This window comes from Erwinia sp. (assembly GCF_049696395.1).
Classification (GTDB): domain Bacteria; phylum Pseudomonadota; class Gammaproteobacteria; order Enterobacterales; family Enterobacteriaceae; genus Erwinia.
On sequence record NZ_JBAVTT010000128.1, the window covers coordinates 12,117 to 35,601 of the forward strand.

Consider the following 23,485-nt stretch of genomic DNA (forward strand, 5'->3'; position numbering starts at 1 on the left):
TCTTTCCAAAAATTGAGCGAACGACCTACTTACGAACAAGGAATAAAGGATGAGAAAGTTCAAAGCCAGTTTGATTGCCGCCGCACTGATAACCGCGTTTGCCAGTGGCGGAGCCGTAGCCAACCAGCAGCTAGTGGATCAAATCAGCCAGTTCGGCGTGAAGTACAAAGTGACGGATAACCTTGCCGCCCAGCATGGTGTTGACTGCGCCGGACTGGGGGCCGATTGGGCCTCCTGTAACCGTGCAACGATTAGCCTCACCAATCCTGGCCCGGCTATCAACAGCAAGGACTGGGCTATCTATATGTCCAATGTGCATGAAACGCTGAAGGTCGAAAGCGATCAGTTTCGCATGGTGCATATCGTAGGAGATTTAACCCGGCTGGAACCGACAGACAATTTTACAGGCATCGCGGCGGGCGAAACCGTTGAGATCCCGATAATCAATGAATACTGGCAGTTGTTTATCACCGATGTGATGCCACGCTGGTATGTAACATCTGGTGATGCTACGCCAAAAGTCCTGGCCAGTACCGATACCGAGCTGTTGACCACCTTCGTTGAGCCCTTTGGCGATCAGTGGCGACGCAGCGCAGATGATAAGAACGTGCTGATGGATGCGCAGAGCCGTTTTACTAAAAACAGCGATGTTGCGTTGGTGGCCACCTCAGCCTTGCGGGGGCAGATCCTTCCCACTCCGATGAACGTTTCCGTATTCTCAGATGATGTAGATCTCTCAGGTGGGGTGAAGCTGGAGCTGGGAAGCCTGTCGACTGAAAAATCACAGGCCATCAAACAGCGTTTTGACCAGCTGGGGGTGAAAGTACAGCCTGCTGGATACCCGATCACCACTCGGGTCGGCAAGAATGCGCTCGATAAAAAGCTGTCCGTTCCGGGGGGCTACACCCTGAGTATTGGCAAGAATAAGGCTGAAGTGGTGGGGTATGATCAGAACGGGGTGTTGTACGGTTTGCAGTCGATCCTTTCACTGATTCCGGCCGATGGCAGTCTGAATATTGCCACTCTAAAAGCCAGCGATGCGCCACGTTTTGAATACCGGGCAATCTTCCTCGATGTAGCGCGTAACTTTCACAGTAAAGAGGTGGTGCTGCGGATGCTCGACCAGATGGCAGCATGGAAGCTCAATGTCTTCCATTTCCATCTGACCGATGATGAAGGCTGGCGTATTGAAATTCCAGGTCTGCCGGAGCTAACAACGATTGGTAGCAAGCGTTGCCATGATCTTGAAGAGAAGCGCTGCCTGCTGCCTCAGTTAGGTTCTGGCCCGGATAGCGACAACACTGGCAGCGGGCATTTCACTCGCCAGCAGTACATCGACATTGTGAAATATGCCGATGCCCGTGGCATTCAGGTTATCCCGGAAATCGACATGCCAGCCCACGCCCGTGCCGCGGTGATTTCGATGGAGGCGCGTTACCATCGCTTGTTCAATGAAGGTAAGGAAAAAGAGGCTTCTGAATACCGTCTGATCGATCCCACCGATTCCTCTAACACCACGTCTGTTCAGCTTTACGATCGCACCAGTTATCTCAATCCTTGCCTGAGCTCCTCGTTACGCTTTACCGATAAAGTGATCGGTGAGATCCAGGCGATGCACAAAGCCGCCGGGCAGCCGCTAAAAACCTGGCATTTTGGCGGGGATGAAGCCAAAAACATTCGCTTAGGAACGGGCTATTCGGACAAGAACACGCCGGTTGAAGGCACGGGAATACTGGACTGGAGTCAGCAAGATAAGCCGTGGGGAAAATCTCAGGTTTGCCAGAAGATGATCCAGGAAGGGAAGGTCAAAAACCTCGATCATCTGCCCAGCTATTTTGCGATGAATGTCAGTAAACAGGTTAAGGCTCACGGCATCGATAAAATGCAGGCCTGGCAGGATGGGGTGAAAGATGCTGACAATGCCGGGGTGTTTGCTACAGATAAAGTGGCGGTGAACTTCTGGGACACGCTGTTTTGGGGCGGCTTCGATTCGGCCAACGATTGGGCAAACAAGGGTTATCAAGTGATTGTTTCCAGCCCTGATTACCTTTACGTTGATTTCCCGGCAGAGGTGAACCCTCTGGAAAGAGGATATTACTGGGGAGCGCGCTACACGGATGAAAGAAAGATTTTTAACTTCGCGCCGGATAACCTGCCGCAAAATGCCGAGACCTCGTTCGACCGCGATGGCAAAACCTTTGCGGCTAAGTCAGACAAGCCGTGGCCTGGGGCTTATGGCATGTCCGCACAACTCTGGAGTGAAACGACCCGCACAGACCAGCAGGTGGAGCACAAGCTGTTCCCAAGAATTCTGTCCGTTGCGGAGCGTGCCTGGCACCGTGCTGGCTGGGAGCAGAATTATGTGGCTGGCAAAGAGTATATCGGTGGCAAAACTCGTTTTGTCGACCGTCAGGCGCAGCTAAAGGACTGGCAGCGGTTTGCTAATCTTCTGGGGCAGCGTGAGCTGGCAAAACTGGACAAAGCAGGCATAGAGTATCGTTTGCCCGTACCGGGAGGCAGTGTAAAAGAGGGCAAGCTGGTGGTGAACACCGAGCTGCCAGGCTTAACCGTTGAGTACAGCATGGATGAAGGGCTGAACTGGCAGGTCTGGCAAGCCGATCAACACCCTGCAGTTGAAGGTAAAGTCCTGCTAAGAACGCGGAGTCCTGATGGACTGCGATTCAGCCGGACAGAAGTGCTGTAACTGAATAGCAGGCAAAAAAAAACCGGTGAAGATTCACCGGTTTTTACTGTTAGTGCAGATTACTTGTCGTGCAGCGTTTCATCTTCACGGCAGTCACCAGTTGAGCAATGACCGTAAAGGTACAGGCTGTGGTTACTGAGTTTGATGCCGTGGCGCGTGGCGATGTCACGCTGACGAGCTTCGATATTTTCATCACGAAACTCGATCACCTTGCCACAATCCAGGCAAATCAGATGATCGTGGTGATGTTGCTGAGTCAGTTCAAAAACGGATTTACCGCCTTCGAAATTATGACGGGTAACGATCCCGGCATCATCAAACTGGTTCAGAACGCGGTAAACCGTCGCCAGACCAATCTCTTCGCCCATGTCAATCAGACGCTTGTACAAGTCTTCCGCACTGACGTGATGGCCCTCAGGTTCCTGAAGTACTTCCAGAATTTTAAGTCGTGGAAGCGTGACTTTCAGGCCGGCCTTCTTTAATGCGGTGTTATTGTCAGTCATGCGGATATTGTCCTGTTACTTTGCTAGTCACTATGTGGCTGAAAAGCCCTGAACATCGGTCGTCGCGAAAAGCCAAACGTCTCATTATAGAACTGATACTTCGAAATGAACACCACTGACGATGCATCTCATTCAAGGGAGGTAAGGAGAGAGTCGTTACGTCCGTGAGAGCAAGCGCTGGGCTGACATTTCGCTCTGCCTCATCATAGTCGCTATTAGGGCGAAAGGCGCTGAGAAAGCGGGTGACCGATGGCGATATTCTACAGATTTGCAGATGAAAGTTACAAAAATGTGTCTATTACTTCTATAGGAAAAATCACTGGCCTGATGTGAGATACCTCCCAATCAGGCCGCTCTCCTTAAGCTTCGAGAATTTCTTTCAGCTGGAGCTCATCATAAATCTGTTTGACCCACTTCTCGGTACGCTCACTGGTGAGCTCTGGCTGACGATCTTCGTCAATTGCCAGACCGAGGAAGTGCTTATCATCCGCCAGCCCTTTAGAAGCTTCAAAATGGTAGCCTTCGGTTGGCCAGTGGCCGACGATCACGGCGCCTTTTGGCTCGATAATGTCGCGGATGGTGCCCATCGCGTCACAGAAGTACTCAGCGTAATCTTCCTGATCGCCACAGCCGAACAGCGCAACAAGTTTGCCATTGAAATCAATTTCTTCCAACGTTGGGAAGAAATCGTCCCAGTCGCACTGCGCTTCGCCGTAGTACCAGGTAGGAATACCGAGCAGCAGAATATCAAAGGCTTCAAGGTCTTCTTTGCTGCTTTTAGCGATATCATGAACTTCAGCCACCTCGGTACCGAGTTGCTTCTGGATCACTTTTGCAATGTTTTCGGTATTGCCTGTATCGCTGCCAAAGAAAATGCCTACGATTGCCATGACTTACTAACCTCTTGAAACTTAATGATAGGGTGAAGGCTCTACTACAGATACCGGCAATAATAGCAGACAGCTTAAGGGGGATAAATGAGTAATCCGCCTGCTTTTGTCGCTTTGTGCTTCACCGGGGGAGGCTGAAAGCGTCTGTTCAGCGGTCCTGTTCGGCTAACTGCGCCATGAGCATTTCTTCAATCAGCTCGCTGCGGCTCATATTACGCTGCTCGGCAAGCTGGTTCAGAGCATCAACCGCGTCACTGTTCATTTTCAGTTCAACGCGCTTCAGCCCGCGCACTTTATCCCGCTTGAGCTGGTTGCGTTTATTGATACGCAGCTGCTCATCACGCGTCAGCGGATTGGTTTTTGGTCGTCCCGGGCGACGGTCATCTGCGAACAGATCGATCGTGGTGCGGTCCGTGTTTTCTTTTGCCATAGAATCATGATACTGAAAGGCTGGAGTTCTGATGGTTCAGGCCTGATGTCGGCTGAATTTCGTGCAGCGACAAATTTTTAGCGCGCCATCATACCCCAGCGAAAGTCATGACGACAATGATTTAGCCCTCTCAGGATAGAATTGTTTTTACAGCGCAAAAAAACGGCGGACTGCGCGCAAAACAGCATCAGGTTTTTCGGCATGTACCCAATGACCAGCCCCGTTAACCACATGAGCCCGGGCTTTAGGGAACTGAGCCAGCAGAGCATCACGGTGCTCATCGGCCAGATAGGGGGAAAGTTCGCCACGGATAAACAGCGCAGGGTGTTCCCATGCCGGAACCGGCTGCCAGCCAATAATCTGCTCATAGCACTGCCACAGTACCGGCACGTTGAAACGCCATTCGCCTTGCTGAAAGGATTTCAGCAGAAACTGAATCACGCCTTCCTCTGCTAAGGTTTCACGCATCAGCGCTGCGGCTTCACTGCGTACAGTAATGCCAGAAGCGGTTACCGCTTTCAGCGCAGCAAAAATAGTCTCGTGATGACGGGTCGGGTAAGCGACAGGCGCCATATCGATTACCACCAGCCGGTCAATCCGTTCTGGCGCCAGCGCTGTTAACGCCATCGCCACTTTTCCGCCCATCGAGTGGCCGATCACCGAGACTTTGTCGATCCCTTCTTCGTCCAGCGTTTCCAGCACATCCTTTGCCATCGCCTGATAATTCATCTCGTCACTTCGAGGCGACAACCCGTGGTTTCTCAGGTCGATCTGCAGCAGTTGGCAATCGTCTTTTAATCCTCTGGCGAGCACAGACAAATTATCAAGACTGCCAAAAAGCCCGTGGATCAATACCACAGGAACCTCAGCGCGGACGGATTGTTCAGATAGCAAGCGAGTATTCAATTTCATAACAAAGTTCTTACTGTTGAAACGAGGGGTTAGGGTATCATAGATTCACTTTTTCCTGCCGTGATGGCCAGAAACTGCCCGCCACTCTTTTTGCGGCATATTCTGACTTTTACTGGTATCAGGGGCTGAAGCTACACCCCGGCAGGATTTAACTTTATAATCCTCGTGTTAGAGCTGGTTATCCTGTGCGGCTAGTGCAGACAGCGTACAGACCGGCTCTTATCAGCAATAAATTGTACTGGATCAAGATGAAAACTATTGAAGTCGACGAAGAGCTCTACCGTTATATCGCCAGTCACACTCAGCATATTGGTGAAAGCGCCTCTGACATTTTGCGTCGTATGCTTAAATTTACGGCCGGGCAAAAAGCGCCAGCAGCTGCCGTGGTAACAGCGCCTACAGCCGTAAGCGTGGCAAAAGATTCCGCCCCTCTGAAGGTGGAATCTCGCCCTCAGGATCGCGTTCGCGCGGTGCGTGAGCTGCTGCTGTCTGACGAATATGCTGAGCAGAAAAAAGCGGTTAACCGTTTTATGCTCATTCTGTCGACTTTATATAATCAGGATCCCAAAGCATTTGCCGCCGCTACCGAGTCACTGCTCGGCCGCACGCGCGTCTACTTTGCAGGCAATCAGCAGATCCTGGTACAGAATGGCACCCATACCAAGCCGCAACATATCCCCGGCACACCGTATTGGGTGATCACCAACACCAACACAGGTCGCAAACGCAGCATGGTGGAGCACATCATGCAGTCAATGCAGTTCCCTGCGGAACTCGCTGACAAGGTTTGCGGCACCCTCTAACTGATAAAGAAGCGTCAGGGAGAATCGCCAATGGCCAATCACCCCCGTGCCGGGCAACCAGCCCAGCAGAGTGATTTGATTAACGTTGCACAATTAACGTCACAGTATTACGTCCTGCAACCCGATCTGAGCAACCCAGAACATGCGGTGAAATTCGGAACGTCTGGCCATCGCGGCAGTGCAGGGCGTCAGAGCTTTAACGAGACGCACATTCTGGCTATTGCTCAGGCGATTGCAGAAGAACGCAAAAAGAACGGCATTACCGGTCCTTGCTTCGTCGGCAAAGATACGCACGCACTCTCCGAGCCAGCGATCATTTCCGTACTGGAAGTGCTGGCCGCGAACGGTGTTGATGTGATTGTGCAGCTGGACAATGGCTATACGCCTACGCCAGCGATCTCTAATGCGATTCTGGAGCACAACAAATCTGCTGGCCCTCAGGCTGATGGCATTGTGATCACGCCTTCGCACAACCCACCGGAAGATGGCGGGATTAAATACAATCCGCCAAACGGTGGACCGGCTGACACTAACGTCACCAAAGTGGTTGAAGATCGTGCCAACGCACTGATCAAAGATGGCCTGAAAGGCGTTAAGCGCATCGCGCTGGATAAAGCCTGGGAAAGCGGCCATTTGCAGGAAAAAGACCTGATCCAGCCTTACATTGAAGGCCTGGCGCAGATCGTTAATATTCCTGCCATTCAAAAAGCTGGCCTGAAAATTGGTGTGGATCCTTTAGGGGGTTCAGGGATTGCTTACTGGCAGCGTATTGCCGAGTACTACAATCTTGATCTGACCATCGTTAACGATTCTGTCGATCAGACCTTCCGCTTTATGCACCTCGATAAAGATGGCGTGATCCGCATGGATTGCTCTTCTGAGAGTGCGATGGCGGGTCTGCTGGCGCTGCGTGATAAATTCGATCTGGCCTTCGCCAACGATCCGGATTATGACCGTCACGGTATCGTCACGCCTGCTGGCCTGATGAACCCGAACCACTACCTGGCTGTAGCGATCAACTACCTGTTCCAGAACCGTCCACAGTGGGGCAAAGATGTCGCCGTGGGCAAAACGCTGGTCTCCAGCGCGATGATCGACCGCGTAGTGAATGACATTGGCCGTAAGCTGGTGGAAGTCCCGGTTGGATTCAAATGGTTCGTAGACGGCCTGTTTGATGGCAGCTTTGGTTTCGGTGGCGAAGAGAGCGCTGGCGCTTCCTTCCTGCGCTTCGACGGTACGCCGTGGTCAACCGATAAAGACGGCATCATCATGTGCCTGCTGGCGGCTGAAATCACTGCGGTAACCGGGAAAAATCCACAGCAGCACTATGACGAGCTGGCAGAGCGTTTCGGCGCACCTAGCTACAACCGTCTGCAGGCTTCTGCCACTTCTGCGCAAAAAGCGGCGCTGTCCAAGCTGTCTCCAGAAATGGTTAGCGCGGATACGCTGGCTGGCGATCCGATCACTGCACGTCTGACTGCGGCTCCGGGTAACGGCGCCTCGATCGGCGGTCTGAAAGTGATGACGGAGAACGGCTGGTTTGCTGCCCGTCCTTCCGGCACGGAAGATGCCTACAAAATCTACTGCGAGAGCTTCCTCGGTGCCGAGCACCGTGAGCAGATTGAGAAAGAAGCGGTTGAGATTGTCAGCGAAGTGCTGAAAAACGCCTAATCTCGAAGTCATACCTGAAACAAAAGGCGCTGAGACAGCGCCTTTTTTATTGCCTGTATCGCCGCCGTTTAAGGCATAAAGCGATAACCCACGCCAGTTTCAGTGATCAGGTGGCGAGGCTGCGCCGGATCATTTTCCAGCTTCTGCCGCAGATGCCCCATATATATGCGCAAATAATGACTGTGCTCGACGGCATTTGGCCCCCAAACCTGATTCAGCAACTGCCGTTGCGTCATCACTTTGCCTGCGTGATTCAGCAGGCTGACCAGCAGACGAAACTCTATCGGCGTCAGATGTAAATCCGCGCCGCCTTTGGTCACGCGCCGCCCGGCAATATCCACGCACACTTCGCTGAAGGTGATTTCGCTGGCCTGCGCCGCAGTGCCTGAACTCTCTCTGTGCCGAAGCGCAACACGCACTCTTGCCAGCAGTTCACCGATACCAAAGGGCTTAGTGAGAAAATCATCGGCTCCGGCATCCAGTGCGGCGATCTTATCCTGCTCGTCACTCCGTGCTGACAGCACGATAACCGGAATGGCGCTCCACTGGCGTATTTCGCGGATGAACTGATTGCCGTCACCGTCAGGCAAACCCAGATCGAGGATCACTAAATCAGGTTTACGCGTTGCCGCTTCAATCAGCCCTCGTTGCAGAGTATCTGCGTCGTACACCCGCAGGGACTCGCCCTCCAGCGCAATGCGCAGAAAACGGCGTATCTCTTTTTCATCTTCAACGATCAGAACTGTTGTCACCCGTTGTCCTTCACTTTATCTGGTCACACACGTGCCTCAATTTACCAAATATAACGGGGGTTTGCTGCAATCCTTCTTTGGCTTGATGTCTGAGGGTATGAAGCCGCCACGCCGTAAGCTGAGAATAAGGATGTAATTTATTTGTTAATTAATGACGCCATATTTAACCATTATGTAACCCACTTACAGTTCAGGGGCGTTTTCCCCAGTATTTTCCTGAAAAGTGGTCGGATGAGTAGTAAAGTTACACAATAAGCGCTATTATTTTGCCCAGATTACATCAATGAATGATTCAGCTAACTGGAGGACATATGGGTCTTTATCAGCACTACTCTTTACACCGGATTGTCCTGCGTCGCATTGCGGTCGTTGTCGCAGGCACTCTGGCTTTACCGGTTATGCTCTTCCGTCAGGATCGTGCAAAGTTTTACAGCTATCTGCACCGCGTCTGGTCTAAAACCAGCACTCAGCCGGTCTGGCTGGCCCAGTCTGAAGCCGCAGGTTGCGACTTCTACTAAAATCTCCCGCTCCGGCGGGATTTTTTTTGCCTGTTGTGCAACCACTACGCGATCATTGCCTGGCTTTCAGCTACACTTAAACCTCTACAAGAATTTGGAGGTTGTACAACTATGAGCGGAAAAATCCCTGTCGGCATCAGCGCCTGTTTGCTCGGTGACAACGTCCGTTTTGACGGCGGCCATAAACGCTGTGCATTTGCCACCGAAGATCTCGCCCCGTTTATCCGTTATGAGCCTGCCTGCCCTGAAATGGCTATCGGATTGCCGACGCCGCGTCCTGCTTTGCGTCTGACTGAAAGAGAAGGTGCTGAACCCGCGCTGTGCTTCAGTAACGGTAAAGGCGAACCGGTTACCGAACAGATGCAGACCTATTCAGAGAAACGCGTTTCTACCCTGCATCATCTCTGTGGCTATATTGTTTGCGCTAAATCACCGAGCTGCGGCATGGAGCGTGTCAGGGTTTATCAGGCCGATAACAACAACAACCGGAAAGAAGGGGTAGGTATTTTTACCCGTGAGCTGATGGCACAAATGCCGTGGCTGCCGGTAGAAGAAGATGGGCGCCTGCACGATCCTGTCCTGCGTGAAAACTTTGTTGAGCGCGTTTATACCCTGCACGAATTTAACGAATTGTGGCGAAGCGGACTGACACGCGGCAAATTAATGGCTTTTCACAGCCGTTATAAACTCTCTTTGCTGGCGCACTCTCAGCCGGAATATCGGGAAATGGGGCGTTTTGTTGCGGCAATGGCCGACTGGTCATCGCTGGAAGAGTTTGCGCTTGAATATCGCCAGCGCCTGATGGATTTACTGAAGAATCAGGCCACCAGAGGCAACCACACCAACGTGCTGATGCACGTTCAGGGCTATTTCCGCCCTCAGTTGACCTCAAAACAGCGCCATGAGCTGACCTCGCTGATTGAGCACTATCGCCAGGGCTTGCAGCCTTTGCTGGCACCAATCACCTTGTTAAAACACTACATGGCGGAGTTTCCCGATGCTTATCTGGCGCAGCAGCGCTACTTTGAACCCTATCCGGAAGCGCTACGCCTGCGCTATGGACACTAGTTTTTTTCAGGGAGTTTTATGGCCACCCATTTGATCTGGCTGCGCAACGATCTGCGCATCCATGATAATTACGCTTTGCACGCCGCCTGCCGCGATGCAAAGGCAAAGGTTTTAGCCCTGTTTATTGCCACACCACAGCAGTGGAAAAGCCATTCGATGGCACCGAAACAGGCGGCTTTTATCTTCCAGAATCTGTTGGATGTTCAACACTCTCTGGCAGAGAAGGGCATCGCCCTCCATGCTTTGCAGTGTGATGATTTCACCGCCTCTGTTGAGGCATTAAGTGATTTCTGTCAGCAGCATAAAGTCGATCGTCTGTTCTATAACTATCAATACGAAGTGAATGAGCGTGAGAGAGATGCTGCAGCGGAGCGAGCGCTGTTTGACCTCGATATCATTTCTCAGGGATTCGATGACAGTTTATTACTGCCTCCCGGCAGCGTACTGACCGGTAACCGTGAGATGTATAAAGTCTTCACGCCCTTCAGCCGGGCTTTTGTAAAACGTCTGCATGAGGGATTGCCTGATTGCGTGCCTGCTCCCAAACCTCGTGAGGGTGCACCGTTAAGCAAAATCCCGGTCATCAACCCTTTCGATTATCCCTCTGAAGCGTTCGACAGCGAGCTGTTTGCGGCTGGAGAGAAAGCGGCTTTGCACCAGTTAAGGCAGTTTTGCCAGAAGCCGGTCACGGAATACGCTGATTACCGGGATATTCCTGCGGTTGACGGCACCAGCAGGCTGTCGGTGTACCTTGCCACTGGCGTGCTTTCGCCCCGACAGTGTCTGCACCGGCTTCTGGCTGAGCACCCGCGTGGTCTGGAGGACGGGAAAGTCTTTGTCTGGCTGAACGAACTGATCTGGCGAGAGTTTTACCGTCATCTGCTGGTTGCCTGGCCGAAGCTCTGCAAGCATAAGCCGTTCATCAGTTGGACCGACAAGGTGAAGTGGCAGCCGGTGGATACGAAGCTGGAAGCCTGGCAGCAGGGCAAAACAGGCTACCCGATAGTCGATGCTGCGATGCGCCAGCTGAATAAATCAGGCTGGATGCATAACCGCCTGCGAATGATCGTCGCCAGCTTCCTGGTGAAAGACCTGCTGATCGACTGGCGGGAAGGGGAACGCTACTTTATGTCACAGCTGATTGATGGCGATCTGGCAGCCAACAACGGCGGCTGGCAGTGGGCGGCTTCCAGTGGCAATGATGCCGCACCCTACTTCCGTATTTTCAACCCAACGACTCAGGGCGAGCGTTTTGATAAAGAAGGCGCGTTTATCCGCAAGTGGCTGCCGGAGTTGAAAGACGTGCCGGTTAAGCATATTCATCAGCCGCACATCTGGGCTGATAATATGGGGGTCTCGCTGGATTATCCTCAGCCTGTGGTCGATCATAAAGAAGCCCGGAAACGCACGCTCGAAGCGTTTGAAGCGGCTCGTAAATAATTTTGCTATTGTTGCCTGTATCCCACTAGCGGCGTAACCGCTGACGAAGTTAACCGGCCGGTCCGGTTAACGAGCACTTCAGGAATTGCTATGCGTAATACAGAGCTTGAACACATTGTTAACCAACTGCTGAACACCTCCGCCTTTAAAGACTACGGCCCGAATGGTTTGCAGGTCGAAGGGCGTGATGAAGTGAAGAAAATTGTCACTGGCGTCACCGCTTGTCAGGCATTACTGGATGAAGCAGTCCGCCTGAACGCTGATGCGGTGCTGGTGCATCACGGTTATTTCTGGAAGAACGAAGCTTCAGTGATTAAAGGTATGAAGCGCAATCGCCTGAAAACCCTGTTGGCTAACGACATCAATATGTACGGCTGGCACCTGCCGCTTGATGCTCACCCTGAGTTGGGAAATAACGCGCAGTTAGCCAAATTGCTGGGGATTGAGATCCGTGGGGAAGTGGAAGAGCTACTGCCCTGGGGAGAGCTGAAAGAACCGCTGACAGGCGAGCAGTTTGCCCAGCGTATCCGTCAGGTGCTGGGCCGCGACCCGTTGCATTGCGGCGATAATGCGCCTGAGCTGATCCGCCGTATTGGCTGGTGCTCTGGCGGAGGTCAGGGATTCATTGATGCCGCGGCGGCATTCGGTGTCGATGCTTTCTTCAGCGGTGAAGTTTCTGAACAGACCATTCACAGTGCGCGTGAACAAGGCTTGCACTTCTTCGCAGCCGGGCATCACGCCACCGAGCGCTGTGGTATTCAGGCTCTCGGAGAGTGGCTGGCAGAGCACCACGATCTGGACGTGACCTTTATCGATATCCCTAATCCCGCCTGATTTTTGGCAGGCGGCTACCCTGGTCGCCTGCAACACAGTTGACACACCCCCAACATTTCCGCATAACTATTTGCCTTATAAAGATTTCAGATGGCCTTAATACCGGGTCAGGAGGAGCGTTTTGCAACGAGCTCGTTGTTATCTGTTGGGTGAACGCGCAGTCGTGCTTGAACTTGAACCCCCGGTCTCGCTGACCACTCAGCAACGAATTTGGGGGTTGTCGGCACGACTGATGGCAAGACCGGAAGTGATTGAAGTGGTTCCCGGAATGAACAATATCACCGTGCTGCTGAGCAATCCGCAGCAGACGGCTCTGGATGCCATCGAGTGGCTCCAGTCCTGGTGGGAAAAAAGTGAAGAGCTGGAAATGACCACGCGGGAGGTTGAAATCCCGGTAGTTTACGGCGGCAGTGCCGGGCCAGATCTGGACGAGGTTGCCCGTCACAGCGGTCTTACTCCGCAGCAGGTGGTGGAAGCCCATGCGGCTGGAAAATACGTGGTCTATTTTATCGGCTTCCAGCCTGGCTTCCCTTATATGGCCGGGCTGGACGATCGCCTGCACACGCCACGGCGTGCCGAACCAAGAGTCGCGGTGCCTGCGGGATCGGTTGGCATTGGCGGCAGCCAGACCGGTGTATATCCGTTTTCTGCGCCTGGCGGCTGGCAATTAATTGGTCAGACGGACATTAAACTGTTCAATCCGCAAAACCAGCCACCCACTTTCTTAAGGCCGGGCGACAGCGTGCGGTTTGTGCCGCAGAAGGGAGGCCTATGCTGAAAATTATTCGGGCAGGAATGGCGACCACTTTACAGGACGCTGGACGGAACGGTTGGCGTCAGTACGGCGTTGGGCTGAGCGGCGTGCTCGACCATCCCGCGATGGAAACCGCTAATTTGCTGGTGGGCAATGCTAAAACCAGCGCCGTGCTGGAGATTACCCTTGGGCAATTTAGCGCTGAATTCACCCGCGATGGCTGGATAGCACTAACCGGCGCAGGCTGTAGCGCGGAACTGGATAATCAGCCAGTCTGGACCGGCTGGAGAACAGCGGTGAAAAAGGGACAGCGCCTGACGTTGAGTATGCCGCACCGCGGAATGCGCAGCTATCTGGCTCTGGATGGCGGGTTTGCCGTCGAGCCGATGCTGGGATCGTGCAGCACCGATGCCAAAGCGGGCTTTGGTGGCTTCAACGGCGGCCCGATCAAGGATGGCGACTCGCTGCCTCAGGCTGAACCGCAAAGGCACTTCAAAAAGCCTGCAGGTGTTCGCCAACTGCTGTTCGGTAACCGCATCCGCGTGATGATGGGGCCGGAATACCATGAGTTCAATCATGAGAGCCGCGAGGCTTTCTGGCGCACTTCCTGGAAGCTCAATCCGCAAAGTAATCGCATGGGCTACAGGTTACAGGGCAGGCCGTTGGTCCGCAGCGAAAAGCGTGAAATGCTGTCGCACGGATTGATCCCCGGTGTGATTCAGGTGCCCCCAAACGGTCAGCCGATCGTGCTGATGGCGGATGCGCAGACCACCGGCGGCTATCCGCGTATTGGCTGTGTGATCGAAGCCGATCTTTACCACCTGGCGCAGATCCGTCTGGGCGAGCCGATTCATTTTGTTTACTGCACGCTTGAAGAAGCGCTGAAAGCTAAACGCGATCAGCAGCTTGCGCTGGAGCAGATTGCCTGGGGAGTTGAACATGAAAGTGGATCTTAATGCCGATCTCGGTGAAGGCTGCGCCAACGATCGTGAGCTGTTGCAACGGGTCTCATCGGCCAATATTGCCTGCGGATTCCACGCCGGTGATGCTCAAACTATGCGTCAAAGCGTGTTATGGGCACTGGAATTCGGCGTGGCCATCGGTGCGCACCCTGGCTTCCCTGACCGGGAGAATTTTGGCCGCACACGCATGCAGCTGCCTGCCGAAACGGTCTATGCGCAGATGATTTACCAGATTGGCGCGCTGCAGGCGATTGCCCGCAGTGAAGGCGGCAAGCTGGCTCATGTTAAGCCGCACGGTATGCTTTACAACCAGGCTGCTCAGGAACCTGAATTAGCAGAAGCTATCGCCCGTGCGGTGAAAGCTGTCGATCCCACGCTGATTTTAGTCGGGTTGGCGAACAGTGAATCGATTCGGGCTGGCAAGGCGTTGGGCCTGATCACCCGTGAAGAAGTTTTTGCGGATCGTGGCTATCAGGCTGATGGATCTCTGGTTCCTCGTTCTCAGCCCGGTGCACTTATTGAAAGTGATGAACTGGCCATCACCCAGACGTTAAGCATGATCCAACAGGGCCGGGTTAAGAGCCTTACTGGTGAGTGGGTTAACGTTAAAGCTGATACGGTTTGCCTGCACGGAGACGGCGCACATGCGATGGCCTTTGCTGCCCAACTCCGACAAGCTTTCAGCGAGCAACAGATTCAAGTTACCAGCCTTTAAGGCACTCTTAACGCGTTAAACGCGCCCGATTCCCCGACACAGGTTGGGGAATTTTTTTAGCAATACCCGGGAGGAAGTATGGAAAGTGCAGTGAATTTATGGCCGCTGGCAGGGATTGTCGCCATCGTCATCGGTTTTTTACTCAGATTTAACCCCGTGCTGGTGGTGATTGTCTCCGGACTCATTACCGGTCTGGCCGCGCATATGCCGTTAGGCGATATCCTTGAAAAGCTGGGTTCAGGCTTCCTGAATACCCGCAATCTTCCGCTAATTCTGTTGTTACCGCTGGCGGTTATTGGCCTGCTGGAGCGGCATGGTCTGAAACAGCGCGCCCAAGCCTGGATTTCCCAGATAAAAACGGCTACTGCCGGACGCCTGCTGATCGTGTATCTGTTCGTCCGTGAAATTACGGCAGCGATGGGCCTGACCAGCCTGGGTGGACATCCGCAGATGGTTCGGCCGTTGCTGGCTCCGATGGCCGAAGGAGCCACCGAAAACCGCTACGGTGAACTGCCAGACTCCGTGCGCCATCGCCTGCGCGCAATGTCTGCGGCCACGGATAACGTCGGCCTGTTCTTCGGCGAGGATATCTTTGTCGCCTTTGGGGCGATCATTTTCATGCACAACTTTATGCAGGAGTCCGCTGGCATTCAGACCGAGCCCTTGCATATCGCTCTGTGGGGAATTCCGACGGCTGTCTGTGCTTTTCTGATCCACGCGGTACGCTTAAGTCGGCTGGACAGGACTATCGCCAAAGAGCTCGCGGCACTGAATCATGATGCGTTAAAAGCGAAGGGAGGCCGCTAATGTTCCAGCAACAATATCTTTTCTGGTTGGCGGGGATGATCCTGCTGGTGGTCGCAGTGATGTCCTGGCGCGACAAAGGGAACCCACGTCGCTTAACGACCGGGCTGTTTTGGGCTCTGTACGGACTGGTATTCTTTGTCGGTGACTGGGCGGTTGAGCTGCTCGGCGCACGTTCATTGCATATTGTTATAGGCGCAATGGTGGTCGTGATGGCGCTGATTGCGGGGCTGGGCGGCGTGAAGCTGGGGTCTTACCATCAACGCAGCGAAGAGCAAAAAGAAGAAAGTGCTAAGCGTTTACGCAACAAGCTGTTCCTGCCTGCGTTAGCCATTCCGGTAGTGACAGTGGTTGGCGTGCTGGCTTTCAATAATATTCCAGGCTTGCAGGAAGGGCTGTTTGGTCCGGGGAATCACTCCACGCTGGTCACGTTGTTCTCAATGATGTTGGGGTGTGTGATCGGTTGGCTGATCGCCCTGAAGTTGACGCATGAAGGCCCGGCTCAGTCGGTACAGGAAGCTCGCCGCCTGCTGGATGCCATTGGTTGGGCATTTATTCTGCCGCAGATCCTCGCCACTTTAGGCCTGCTGTTCACCAGCGCAGGCGTTGGTACGGCAATTTCCCATCTGACTGAAACCTATCTGGCCGTGGACAACCGCTTTATTGCCGTAGCCACTTATGCCATCGGTATGGCGCTGTTAACGATGGTGATGGGCAATGCGTTTGCTGCTTTCCCTATCGTTACCGCCGGGATTGGCATCCCGATCCTGGTGCTGCAACACCACGGTAATCCAGCCGTAATGGCGGCTATTGGCATGTTCTCCGGCTATTGCGGCACGCTAATGACGCCGATGGCGGCCAACTTCAATATTGTCCCGGCTGCACTGCTTGAGCTGCCTGACCGTAACGCGGTGATCAAGGCTCAGGTGCCTACCGGCGTGCTATTGTTAATAGCGAATATCTTCCTGTTGTATTTCCTGATGTTCCTGTGAGGCCGCGATGAAAACCGTTTTGATTACCGCTTTCGACCCCTTCGGAGGCGAGCAGGTTAACCCTTCCTGGGAAGCCGTTAGCCATCTGCATGAGCGCATGGTTTGCGGGGCAAAAGTGATGGCTAAGCAGCTGCCTTGTGCCTTCGGCGAGTCCCTGAAGGTGCTGTATGCGACGATTGATGAGCTGAAACCGGATCTGGTGATTGCCGTTGGGCAAGCGGGTGGCCGGACAGATATCACTGTCGAGCGTGTCGGCATCAATGTCGACGATGCCCGCATTCCTGACAATCTGGGCAACCAGCCGATTGATGAAACGATTGTGGAAGGTGGGCCGGCAGCCTACTTCTCCACGCTGCCCATCAAGGCGATTGTTGAAGGGATCCGCGAAGCGGGGATCCCAGCCTCCGTTTCGCAGACCGCAGGCACTTATGTTTGTAACCATGTGATGTACGGCCTGATGCACCATCTGGAGAAGTACAACAGCCTGGCGAAAAACAAAAACAAAATTCGTGGTGGTTTTATCCACATCCCTTATCTGCCCGAGCAGGCGGTTAAGCATCCTGGTGTGGCAAGTATGCCTGCGGCAACGGTGATTCTGGCGCTGGAAATGGCGTTAAGCATTGCGCTAACCGTAGAACAGGATATCCGCCTGGAAGGCGGAGCCACGCACTGAGACTAAACGGGTGAATCATGCCAGAAGGACCTGAAATCCGCCGTGCGGCTGATAAGCTGGAGAAAGCGATCAAAGGGAAAACGCTGACCGATGTCTGGTTTGCTTTTCCCCAGCTAAAAACTTACGAACCGGCGTTGCTCGGTGAGCGGGTGGAGGCGATTGAAACGCGCGGCAAAGCGATGCTGACGCACTTTTCCAACGGCCTGACGCTCTACAGCCATAATCAGCTGTATGGCGTCTGGCGCGTGACGAAAAGCGGTGTTGAACCAGCGACCAACCGTATTCTGCGCGTTCGTTTGGCGGCAGAAGATAAAGCGATTTTGCTCTACAGTGCTTCAGAGATTGAGTTGCTGAACGCGGATACGCTTATGGCGCATCCTTTCCTGCAGCGTGTCGGGCCTGATGTGCTGGATATGACGTTGACCTCTGAACAGGTTAGTGCGCGTCTGCTCTCTACCCGTTTCAGGCGGCGGCAGTTCAGCGCTTTATTGCTGGATCAGGCCTTTCTTGCCGGCTTGGGTAACTATCTGCGGGTAGAAATTCTCTGGCAGGCCGGGCTGGCACCGCAGCATAAGGCTCAGGATCTGTCAGAGCAGCAGCTGGATAAATTGGCTGAGGCTTTACTGGCTATCCCCCGTCTGTCGTACATGACCCGGGGCGTGAGCAAAGAGAACAAGAACCACGGCGCAGTGTTCAGCTTTAAGGTCTTTCATCGGGCAGGGCAGAAGTGTGAGCGTTGCGGCGGCGTGATTGAGAAAACGATGCTCTCTTCACGGCCATTTTACTGGTGTCCTGGCTGCCAGCTTTAGCAAGAGTAGGGGATAAGGCTTTGGCTGAGTAACGCCCAAAAAAAAGCGCCGCAATTGCGGCGCTTGCTCATTCTGACAGGCTTACTTGGTGGCAGACTTGAAGTCGCGCTTGTCGTAGCCGGTGTACAGCTGACGAGGACGGGCAATTTTGATGCCGTCGTCGTGCATTTCTTTCCAGTGCGCAATCCAGCCCACGGTACGCGCCATCGCGAAGATGACCGTAAACATGGAAGAAGGGATGCCCATCGCTTTCAGAATAATGCCAGAGTAGAAATCGACGTTTGGATACAGTTTACGCTCGATAAAGTACGGGTCGTTCAGCGCAATGTCTTCCAGCTGCATAGCAACTTCCAGCAGATCGTCCTTCATGCCCAGCTCGTTCAGCACTTCATGACAGGTTTCACGCATTACAGTGGCACGCGGATCGTGGTTTTTATACACACGGTGACCGAAGCCCATCAGGCGGAACGAATCATTTTTGTCTTTCGCACGTTTAACGAACTCAGGAATGTGATCAACCGTTTTGATCTCTTCCAGCATGCGCAGCGTGGCTTCGTTCGCGCCACCGTGAGCAGGTCCCCACAGGGAAGCGATCCCCGCGGCGATACAGGCAAACGGGTTAGCGCCAGAAGAACCAGCGGTACGCACGGTAGAGGTTGAGGCATTCTGCTCATGGTCAGCATGCAGGATCAGGATGCGATCCATGGCGCGTTCCAGAATCGGGTTCACCACGTACTCTTCGCACGGTGTGGAGAACATCATATGCAGGAAGTTACCGGCGTAAGAGAGGTCATTGCGTGGATAAACGAAAGGTTGGCCGATCGAATATTTGTAACACATGGCCGCAACGGTCGGCATCTTGGACAGCAGACGGAACGCTGCGATTTCGCGGTGACGTTCAATGTTCACGTCCATCGCGTCATGGTAGAACGCGGCCAGAGCACCGGTAACACCACACATTACTGCCATCGGATGTGAGTCACGACGGAAGCCACGGAACAGATGGTGGATCTGCTCATGGATCATGGTATGGCGGGTTACGATGGTCTTGAATTCTTCAAACTGCTCTTTGGAGGGGGCTTCGCCATTCAGCAGGATGTAGCACACTTCCAGATAGTTTGAGTGCACAGCAAGTTGATCGATAGGGAAACCACGGTGGAGCAGGATGCCTTCATCACCGTCGATATAGGTGATTTTGGATTCGCAGGACGCAGTAGAAGTGAAGCCTGGGTCAAAGGTAAAATACCCCTTAGATCCGAGTGTACGAACATCTATTTCGTCCTGGCCTAACGTGCCTTGCAACACATCAAGTTCAATAGGAGCTTCGCCTGGTAGGGTTAGCGTTGCTTTTTTATCAGCCATTTACTGTCTCCTTTGCGCCTTATCTATAGATCTTCGACACCTGAAATGCTCATTGTGTCCGCGCCTGCATGGAAAAGCGGAGTGTCGTCTCTGTGGCATCTTGATTTCGTGCAGGGTACAGAGTGACGGGGCGTGCGCAGGCCGGGTGGGCACAACTCTACTGCGTTTCGCGGTTGTTAAAGATCCGGTCTGGTCGTAACTTGTTGGTAACCGATACCTGATACTTTGTCTGTATATATCATCAATGTTACATAACTTGTGCTTAGGGGAAAGTGTATCCCCATAACTTTTATGCATCATAGAACTTTTAATCGTCCGTTTGTAACAGGAATGTTGAAGTTTTGTCAAATCAGATAATTAAATTTGTATAAATTGTGAAAAATGTGAGTGGGATCACTGTTCCACCTAAATATGCCCAAGAAGTTTGTAGGGGAATTGTAATGAGTTTGTGAACCCCCTATACTTCCGCCAGGTCTCCGGAACACCCTGCAGTAGGAGCCACCCAGCGTTGCATACGCGTCGTTTTGACACTGGATGTTGTTGTTTTAGTGCCTGGCGTAGTATCTCTGTAACGCTGTCTGACCCGCCCTCAGGACCGGAGGAAGCAAAATAAGAAAGGCTGTGTGGGCAAAACCGTGAAAAAACAAAGACCTGTCAACTTGGATCTCTCCACGATCCGGTTTCCCGTTACTGCAATAGCGTCAATTCTCCATCGAGTCTCTGGCGTCATTACGTTTGTGGCTGTTGGTATCCTGCTCTGGTTACTGGGCCTGTCACTCTCATCTCCCGAAGGCTTCCTGCAAGCTTCTGCCGTCATGGGCAGCTTCTTTGTCAAATTCATCATGTGGGGCATTTTAACCGCACTGGCGTATCACATCGTCGGTGGGATTCGTCACATGCTGATGGACTTCGGATATCTGGGTGAAACGCTGCAAATCGGGACGCGCTCTGCGCAAATCTCTTTTGGTATCACTGTCGTGCTGTCAATTCTGGCTGGAGTCCTCGTATGGTAAGCAACGCTTCTGCACTGGGTCGCAATGGCGTTCATGACTGGCTGCTGCTGCGTGCTGCTGCAATGATCATGACGTTATACGTGATCTACATCCTCGGGTTTGTGGTGATGTCAGGAACCCTGACTTACGACATCTGGCGTGGCTTCTTTGCCTCTAACTTCACCAAAGTCTTCACCCTTCTGACGCTGTTCTCCATTCTGGTGCATGGCTGGATTGGGATGTGGCAGGTACTGACGGATTACATCAAGCCGGTAGCGATTCGCTTGATGCTGCAACTGGTGGTTGTGGTTGCGCTGTTGGTCTATGCCATTTATGGAACTGTTGTTGTGTGGGGTGCGTAATGAGTTTACCAGTAAGAGAGTTTGATGCCGTTGTCATCGGCGCTGGTGGTGCAGGCATGCGTGCCGCGCTGCAGATTTCCCAATCGGGCCAGACCTGTGCTCTGTTGTCCAAAGTTTTCCCAACCCGTTCCCATACCGTGTCTGCGCAGGGGGGGATTACTGTTGCGCTGGGTAACACCCATGAAGACAACTGGGAATGGCATATGTACGACACGGTGAAAGGCTCCGATTATATCGGTGACCAGGACGCCATTGAATATATGTGTAAAACCGGCCCGGAAGCGATTCTGGAACTGGAACATATGGGCCTGCCTTTCTCCCGTCTGGACGATGGCCGCATTTATCAGCGTCCGTTTGGTGGCCAGTCGAAGAACTTCGGCGGTGAGCAAGCGGCGCGAACTGCGGCAGCGGCTGACCGTACCGGTCATGCTTTATTGCATACCCTTTACCAGCAGAACCTGAAAAACAAGACCACTATTTTCTCCGAGTGGTACGCGCTGGATCTGGTGAAAAATGCGGATGGCGCAATTGTCGGCTGTACCGCGCTGAATATTGAAGATGGCGAAGTCGTCTACTTCAAGGCTCGCGCAACCGTGCTGGCTACTGGCGGTGCAGGGCGTATTTACCAGTCCACAACCAATGCTCACATCAATACCGGTGACGGGGTTGGCATGGCTCTGCGTGCTGGCGTGCCAGTGCAGGATATGGAAATGTGGCAGTTCCACCCAACCGGCATTGCTGGCGCGGGTGTTCTGGTAACAGAAGGTTGTCGTGGTGAAGGCGGTTATCTTCTGAACAAACACGGTGAGCGCTTCATGGAACGTTACGCGCCAAACGCCAAAGACCTTGCCGGTCGTGACGTGGTAGCCCGTTCAATGATGATCGAAATCCGTGAAGGTCGTGGTTGCGAAGGTCCGTGGGGCCCGCACATCAAACTAAAGCTGGATCACCTCGGTCACGAAGTGCTGGAAGCGCGTCTGCCAGGTATTCTGGAACTGTCCCGTACCTTTGCTCACGTTGATCCGGTTAAAGAGCCGATCCCGGTTATCCCAACCTGCCACTATATGATGGGCGGTATTCCGACCCGCGTAACGGGCCAGGCGCTGACGGTGAACGAGCAGGGTGAAGATACGCTGGTTCCGGGACTGTTCGCAGTAGGTGAAATCGCCTGCGTATCGGTTCATGGTTCCAACCGCCTGGGCGGTAACTCGCTGCTGGACCTGGTGGTCTTTGGCCGTGCAGCTGGTCTGCATCTGCTGGAATCTATCAAAGAGCAGGGCGAACTGAAGGACGCGACAGAAGAAGAGATCGAAGCTTCTCTGGCACGTATGAACCGCTGGAACAACAACACCACGGGTGAAGATCCTGCCGAGCTGCGTAAAGCCCTGCAGACCTGCATGCAGAACAACTTCTCGGTATTCCGTGAAGGTGATGCGATGGCAAAAGGTCTGGAAGAGCTGAAAGTGCTGCGTGAACGCCTGAAAGGGGCCCGTCTGGATGACCGTTCAAGCGACTTCAATACTCAGCGTATTGAGTGCCTTGAGCTGGATAACCTGATGGAAACGGCCTATGCAACGGCTGTAGCGGCAAACTACCGCACCGAAAGCCGTGGCGCTCACAGTCGCTTCGACTACCCAGAACGTGACGATGCAAACTGGTTATGCCACAGCGTGTATCTGCCGCAAAGCGAAAGCATGACTCGCCGTGAGGTGAACATGCAGCCGAAACTGCGCGCGGCGTTCCCGCCGAAAGCACGTACTTACTAGTTTGCGGAGATAAGCGATGAGACTCGAATTTTCTATTTATCGTTACAACCCGGATGTTGACGATGCTCCGCATATGCAGGAGTACAGCCTGGAGTCCGAAGAAGGGCGCGACATGATGCTGCTGGACGCATTAATGCGTCTGAAGGAAAAGGACCCGACGCTGGCTTTCCGTCGCTCCTGCCGTGAGGGAGTTTGCGGGTCCGATGGCATCAATATGAACGGCAAAAACGGTCTGGCCTGTATCACACCTGTTTCCGCCCTTGGCGGCGGCAGCAAGAAAATTGTGATCCGTCCTTTACCGGGTTTACCGGTGATCCGCGATTTGGTGGTGGACATGGGGCAATTCTACACTCAGTATGAGAAGATTAAGCCTTACCTGTTGAATAATGGGGAAAATCCACCGGCGCGTGAGCATTTACAGGAGCCGGAACAGCGTGAAAAACTGGATGGTCTGTACGAATGTATCCTGTGTGCCTGCTGTTCTACCTCCTGCCCCTCTTTCTGGTGGAATCCGGACAAATTTATCGGTCCGGCAGGATTGCTGGCGGCTTATCGCTTCCTGATTGATGACCGTGATACAGAGACGGATGCTCGCCTGGACAATCTTAACGATGCTTTCAGTGTATTCCGGTGTCACAGCATCATGAACTGTGTGAGCGTATGTCCTAAAGGACTCAACCCTACGCGTGCCATCGGCCACATTAAGTCGATGCTGCTGCAGAGAGGCGCATAAGCGCACCTCATCCGGGAACCGCAAGGTTCCCGGTTG

At 53.3% G+C, this 23,485-nt stretch carries 24 protein-coding genes; 18 read left to right on the forward strand and 6 right to left on the reverse strand.

The window, feature by feature from the left end:
• Positions 1–49: 49 nt before the first annotated feature.
• Positions 50–2,704: a beta-N-acetylhexosaminidase gene (locus WCC56_RS16030; RefSeq protein WP_424693338.1), complete on the forward strand. Its 2,655-nt coding sequence runs from the start codon at positions 50–52 to the stop codon at positions 2,702–2,704.
• 59 nt (positions 2,705–2,763) lie between these two features.
• On the opposite strand, the gene fur is transcribed toward WCC56_RS16030, so the two are convergent.
• The 4 genes from fur to ybfF form a co-directional block, all read right to left on the reverse strand.
• The gene (gene fur / locus WCC56_RS16035) at positions 2,764–3,207 is read right to left on the reverse strand and encodes a ferric iron uptake transcriptional regulator (protein ID WP_013201300.1); all 444 of its coding nucleotides are present in this window, start codon (positions 3,205–3,207) and stop codon (positions 2,764–2,766) included.
• A 359-nt stretch (positions 3,208–3,566) separates the two neighbouring features.
• Complete coding sequence (gene fldA / locus WCC56_RS16040) at positions 3,567–4,097, reverse strand: flavodoxin FldA (protein WP_424693339.1); 531 nt, start codon at positions 4,095–4,097, stop codon at positions 3,567–3,569.
• A gap of 148 nt (positions 4,098–4,245) precedes the next feature.
• The gene (ybfE, locus tag WCC56_RS16045) at positions 4,246–4,527 is read right to left on the reverse strand and encodes a LexA regulated protein (RefSeq protein WP_424693340.1); all 282 of its coding nucleotides are present in this window, start codon (positions 4,525–4,527) and stop codon (positions 4,246–4,248) included.
• A 147-nt stretch (positions 4,528–4,674) separates the two neighbouring features.
• The gene (gene ybfF, locus WCC56_RS16050) at positions 4,675–5,439 is read right to left on the reverse strand and encodes an esterase (protein ID WP_424693341.1); all 765 of its coding nucleotides are present in this window, start codon (positions 5,437–5,439) and stop codon (positions 4,675–4,677) included.
• 248 nt (positions 5,440–5,687) lie between these two features.
• Here ybfF and seqA point away from each other — a divergent pair, with 248 nt between their 5' ends.
• Both seqA and pgm read left to right on the forward strand, forming a co-directional pair.
• Positions 5,688–6,242 carry a replication initiation negative regulator SeqA gene (gene seqA / locus WCC56_RS16055; protein WP_424693342.1) on the forward strand — a complete coding sequence of 185 codons (555 nt, stop codon included), beginning with the start codon at positions 5,688–5,690 and terminating at the stop codon, positions 6,240–6,242.
• 30 nt (positions 6,243–6,272) lie between these two features.
• Complete coding sequence (gene pgm, locus WCC56_RS16060; protein ID WP_424693343.1) at positions 6,273–7,913, forward strand: phosphoglucomutase (alpha-D-glucose-1,6-bisphosphate-dependent); 1,641 nt, start codon at positions 6,273–6,275, stop codon at positions 7,911–7,913.
• A 68-nt stretch (positions 7,914–7,981) separates the two neighbouring features.
• Here pgm and kdpE read toward each other — a convergent pair whose 3' ends face one another.
• Positions 7,982–8,665, reverse strand: a complete 684-nt coding sequence (gene kdpE / locus WCC56_RS16065; protein ID WP_424693344.1) for a two-component system response regulator KdpE — start codon at positions 8,663–8,665, stop codon at positions 7,982–7,984.
• A 311-nt stretch (positions 8,666–8,976) separates the two neighbouring features.
• Here kdpE and WCC56_RS16070 point away from each other — a divergent pair, with 311 nt between their 5' ends.
• The 11 genes from WCC56_RS16070 to nei all read left to right on the forward strand — a co-directional run bounded on the left by WCC56_RS16070 (position 8,977) and on the right by nei (position 18,234).
• Positions 8,977–9,183, forward strand: coding sequence for a YbfA family protein (locus WCC56_RS16070; RefSeq protein WP_424693345.1), 207 nt, complete (start codon positions 8,977–8,979; stop codon positions 9,181–9,183).
• A 111-nt stretch (positions 9,184–9,294) separates the two neighbouring features.
• Positions 9,295–10,251: a YbgA family protein gene (locus WCC56_RS16075; protein ID WP_424693346.1), complete on the forward strand. Its 957-nt coding sequence runs from the start codon at positions 9,295–9,297 to the stop codon at positions 10,249–10,251.
• Between the two features lie 18 nt (positions 10,252–10,269).
• Positions 10,270–11,691, forward strand: coding sequence for a deoxyribodipyrimidine photo-lyase (phrB, locus tag WCC56_RS16080; protein ID WP_424693347.1), 1,422 nt, complete (start codon positions 10,270–10,272; stop codon positions 11,689–11,691).
• 90 nt (positions 11,692–11,781) lie between these two features.
• Positions 11,782–12,525: a type 2 GTP cyclohydrolase I gene (locus WCC56_RS16085; RefSeq protein WP_424693348.1), complete on the forward strand. Its 744-nt coding sequence runs from the start codon at positions 11,782–11,784 to the stop codon at positions 12,523–12,525.
• 121 nt (positions 12,526–12,646) lie between these two features.
• Positions 12,647–13,303, forward strand: a complete 657-nt coding sequence (gene pxpB, locus WCC56_RS16090; protein ID WP_424693349.1) for a 5-oxoprolinase subunit PxpB — start codon at positions 12,647–12,649, stop codon at positions 13,301–13,303.
• Positions 13,297–14,235, forward strand: a complete 939-nt coding sequence (gene pxpC, locus WCC56_RS16095; RefSeq protein WP_424693350.1) for a 5-oxoprolinase subunit PxpC — start codon at positions 13,297–13,299, stop codon at positions 14,233–14,235. Before pxpB ends, pxpC begins: the two co-directional genes overlap by 7 nt.
• Positions 14,219–14,956: a 5-oxoprolinase subunit PxpA gene (pxpA, locus tag WCC56_RS16100; RefSeq protein ID WP_424693351.1), complete on the forward strand. Its 738-nt coding sequence runs from the start codon at positions 14,219–14,221 to the stop codon at positions 14,954–14,956. The genes pxpC and pxpA overlap by 17 nt, the downstream gene beginning before the upstream one ends.
• A gap of 78 nt (positions 14,957–15,034) precedes the next feature.
• A complete protein-coding gene (locus WCC56_RS16105; protein ID WP_424693352.1) occupies positions 15,035–15,763 on the forward strand; it encodes a DUF969 domain-containing protein in 729 nt (242 codons plus the stop codon).
• Positions 15,763–16,752, forward strand: coding sequence for a DUF979 domain-containing protein (locus tag WCC56_RS16110; protein WP_424693353.1), 990 nt, complete (start codon positions 15,763–15,765; stop codon positions 16,750–16,752). The genes WCC56_RS16105 and WCC56_RS16110 overlap by 1 nt, the downstream gene beginning before the upstream one ends.
• A gap of 7 nt (positions 16,753–16,759) precedes the next feature.
• Positions 16,760–17,425, forward strand: a complete 666-nt coding sequence (gene pcp, locus WCC56_RS16115) for a pyroglutamyl-peptidase I (protein WP_424693354.1) — start codon at positions 16,760–16,762, stop codon at positions 17,423–17,425.
• Positions 17,426–17,442: 17 nt separating this feature from the next.
• A complete protein-coding gene (gene nei / locus WCC56_RS16120) occupies positions 17,443–18,234 on the forward strand; it encodes an endonuclease VIII (RefSeq protein ID WP_424693355.1) in 792 nt (263 codons plus the stop codon).
• A gap of 81 nt (positions 18,235–18,315) precedes the next feature.
• On the opposite strand, the gene WCC56_RS16125 is transcribed toward nei, so the two are convergent.
• A complete protein-coding gene (locus WCC56_RS16125; protein WP_424693356.1) occupies positions 18,316–19,596 on the reverse strand; it encodes a citrate synthase in 1,281 nt (426 codons plus the stop codon).
• 623 nt (positions 19,597–20,219) lie between these two features.
• Between WCC56_RS16125 and sdhC the strand changes: the two genes are divergently transcribed.
• Genes sdhC through WCC56_RS16145 form a run of 4 tightly spaced genes read left to right on the forward strand, consistent with a single transcriptional unit; the run spans position 20,220 to position 23,449 of the window.
• Complete coding sequence (sdhC, locus tag WCC56_RS16130; RefSeq protein WP_013201320.1) at positions 20,220–20,609, forward strand: succinate dehydrogenase cytochrome b556 subunit; 390 nt, start codon at positions 20,220–20,222, stop codon at positions 20,607–20,609.
• Entirely contained in the window at positions 20,603–20,950 is a 348-nt protein-coding gene (gene sdhD, locus WCC56_RS16135; RefSeq protein ID WP_053146075.1) for a succinate dehydrogenase membrane anchor subunit, read from the forward strand. The genes sdhC and sdhD overlap by 7 nt, the downstream gene beginning before the upstream one ends.
• Positions 20,950–22,716: a succinate dehydrogenase flavoprotein subunit gene (gene sdhA, locus WCC56_RS16140; RefSeq protein WP_424693357.1), complete on the forward strand. Its 1,767-nt coding sequence runs from the start codon at positions 20,950–20,952 to the stop codon at positions 22,714–22,716. Before sdhD ends, sdhA begins: the two co-directional genes overlap by 1 nt.
• A 16-nt stretch (positions 22,717–22,732) precedes the next feature.
• On the forward strand, positions 22,733–23,449 hold the full coding sequence (locus WCC56_RS16145) for a succinate dehydrogenase iron-sulfur subunit (RefSeq protein WP_424693358.1): 717 nt from the start codon (positions 22,733–22,735) through the stop codon (positions 23,447–23,449).
• Positions 23,450–23,485 lie beyond the last annotated feature (36 nt).

Bases quoted from the DNA above. Each gene is read 5' to 3' on its own strand.
- WCC56_RS16030 (WP_424693338.1), top strand. From the start codon at position 50: ATGAGAAAGTTCAAAGCCAGTTTGATTGCCGCCGCACTGATAACCGCG.
- fur (WP_013201300.1), bottom strand. From the start codon at position 3,207: ATGACTGACAATAACACCGCATTAAAGAAGGCCGGCCTGAAAGTCACG.
- fldA (WP_424693339.1), bottom strand. From the start codon at position 4,097: ATGGCAATCGTAGGCATTTTCTTTGGCAGCGATACAGGCAATACCGAA.
- ybfE (WP_424693340.1), bottom strand. From the start codon at position 4,527: ATGGCAAAAGAAAACACGGACCGCACCACGATCGATCTGTTCGCAGAT.
- ybfF (WP_424693341.1), bottom strand. From the start codon at position 5,439: ATGAAATTGAATACTCGCTTGCTATCTGAACAATCCGTCCGCGCTGAG.
- seqA (WP_424693342.1), top strand. From the start codon at position 5,688: ATGAAAACTATTGAAGTCGACGAAGAGCTCTACCGTTATATCGCCAGT.
- pgm (WP_424693343.1), top strand. From the start codon at position 6,273: ATGGCCAATCACCCCCGTGCCGGGCAACCAGCCCAGCAGAGTGATTTG.
- WCC56_RS16070 (WP_424693345.1), top strand. From the start codon at position 8,977: ATGGGTCTTTATCAGCACTACTCTTTACACCGGATTGTCCTGCGTCGC.
- WCC56_RS16075 (WP_424693346.1), top strand. From the start codon at position 9,295: ATGAGCGGAAAAATCCCTGTCGGCATCAGCGCCTGTTTGCTCGGTGAC.
- phrB (WP_424693347.1), top strand. From the start codon at position 10,270: ATGGCCACCCATTTGATCTGGCTGCGCAACGATCTGCGCATCCATGAT.
- WCC56_RS16085 (WP_424693348.1), top strand. From the start codon at position 11,782: ATGCGTAATACAGAGCTTGAACACATTGTTAACCAACTGCTGAACACC.
- pxpC (WP_424693350.1), top strand. From the start codon at position 13,297: ATGCTGAAAATTATTCGGGCAGGAATGGCGACCACTTTACAGGACGCT.
- pxpA (WP_424693351.1), top strand. From the start codon at position 14,219: ATGAAAGTGGATCTTAATGCCGATCTCGGTGAAGGCTGCGCCAACGAT.
- WCC56_RS16105 (WP_424693352.1), top strand. From the start codon at position 15,035: ATGGAAAGTGCAGTGAATTTATGGCCGCTGGCAGGGATTGTCGCCATC.
- WCC56_RS16110 (WP_424693353.1), top strand. From the start codon at position 15,763: ATGTTCCAGCAACAATATCTTTTCTGGTTGGCGGGGATGATCCTGCTG.
- pcp (WP_424693354.1), top strand. From the start codon at position 16,760: ATGAAAACCGTTTTGATTACCGCTTTCGACCCCTTCGGAGGCGAGCAG.
- nei (WP_424693355.1), top strand. From the start codon at position 17,443: ATGCCAGAAGGACCTGAAATCCGCCGTGCGGCTGATAAGCTGGAGAAA.
- WCC56_RS16125 (WP_424693356.1), bottom strand. From the start codon at position 19,596: ATGGCTGATAAAAAAGCAACGCTAACCCTACCAGGCGAAGCTCCTATT.
- sdhD (WP_053146075.1), top strand. From the start codon at position 20,603: ATGGTAAGCAACGCTTCTGCACTGGGTCGCAATGGCGTTCATGACTGG.
- sdhA (WP_424693357.1), top strand. From the start codon at position 20,950: ATGAGTTTACCAGTAAGAGAGTTTGATGCCGTTGTCATCGGCGCTGGT.
- WCC56_RS16145 (WP_424693358.1), top strand. From the start codon at position 22,733: ATGAGACTCGAATTTTCTATTTATCGTTACAACCCGGATGTTGACGAT.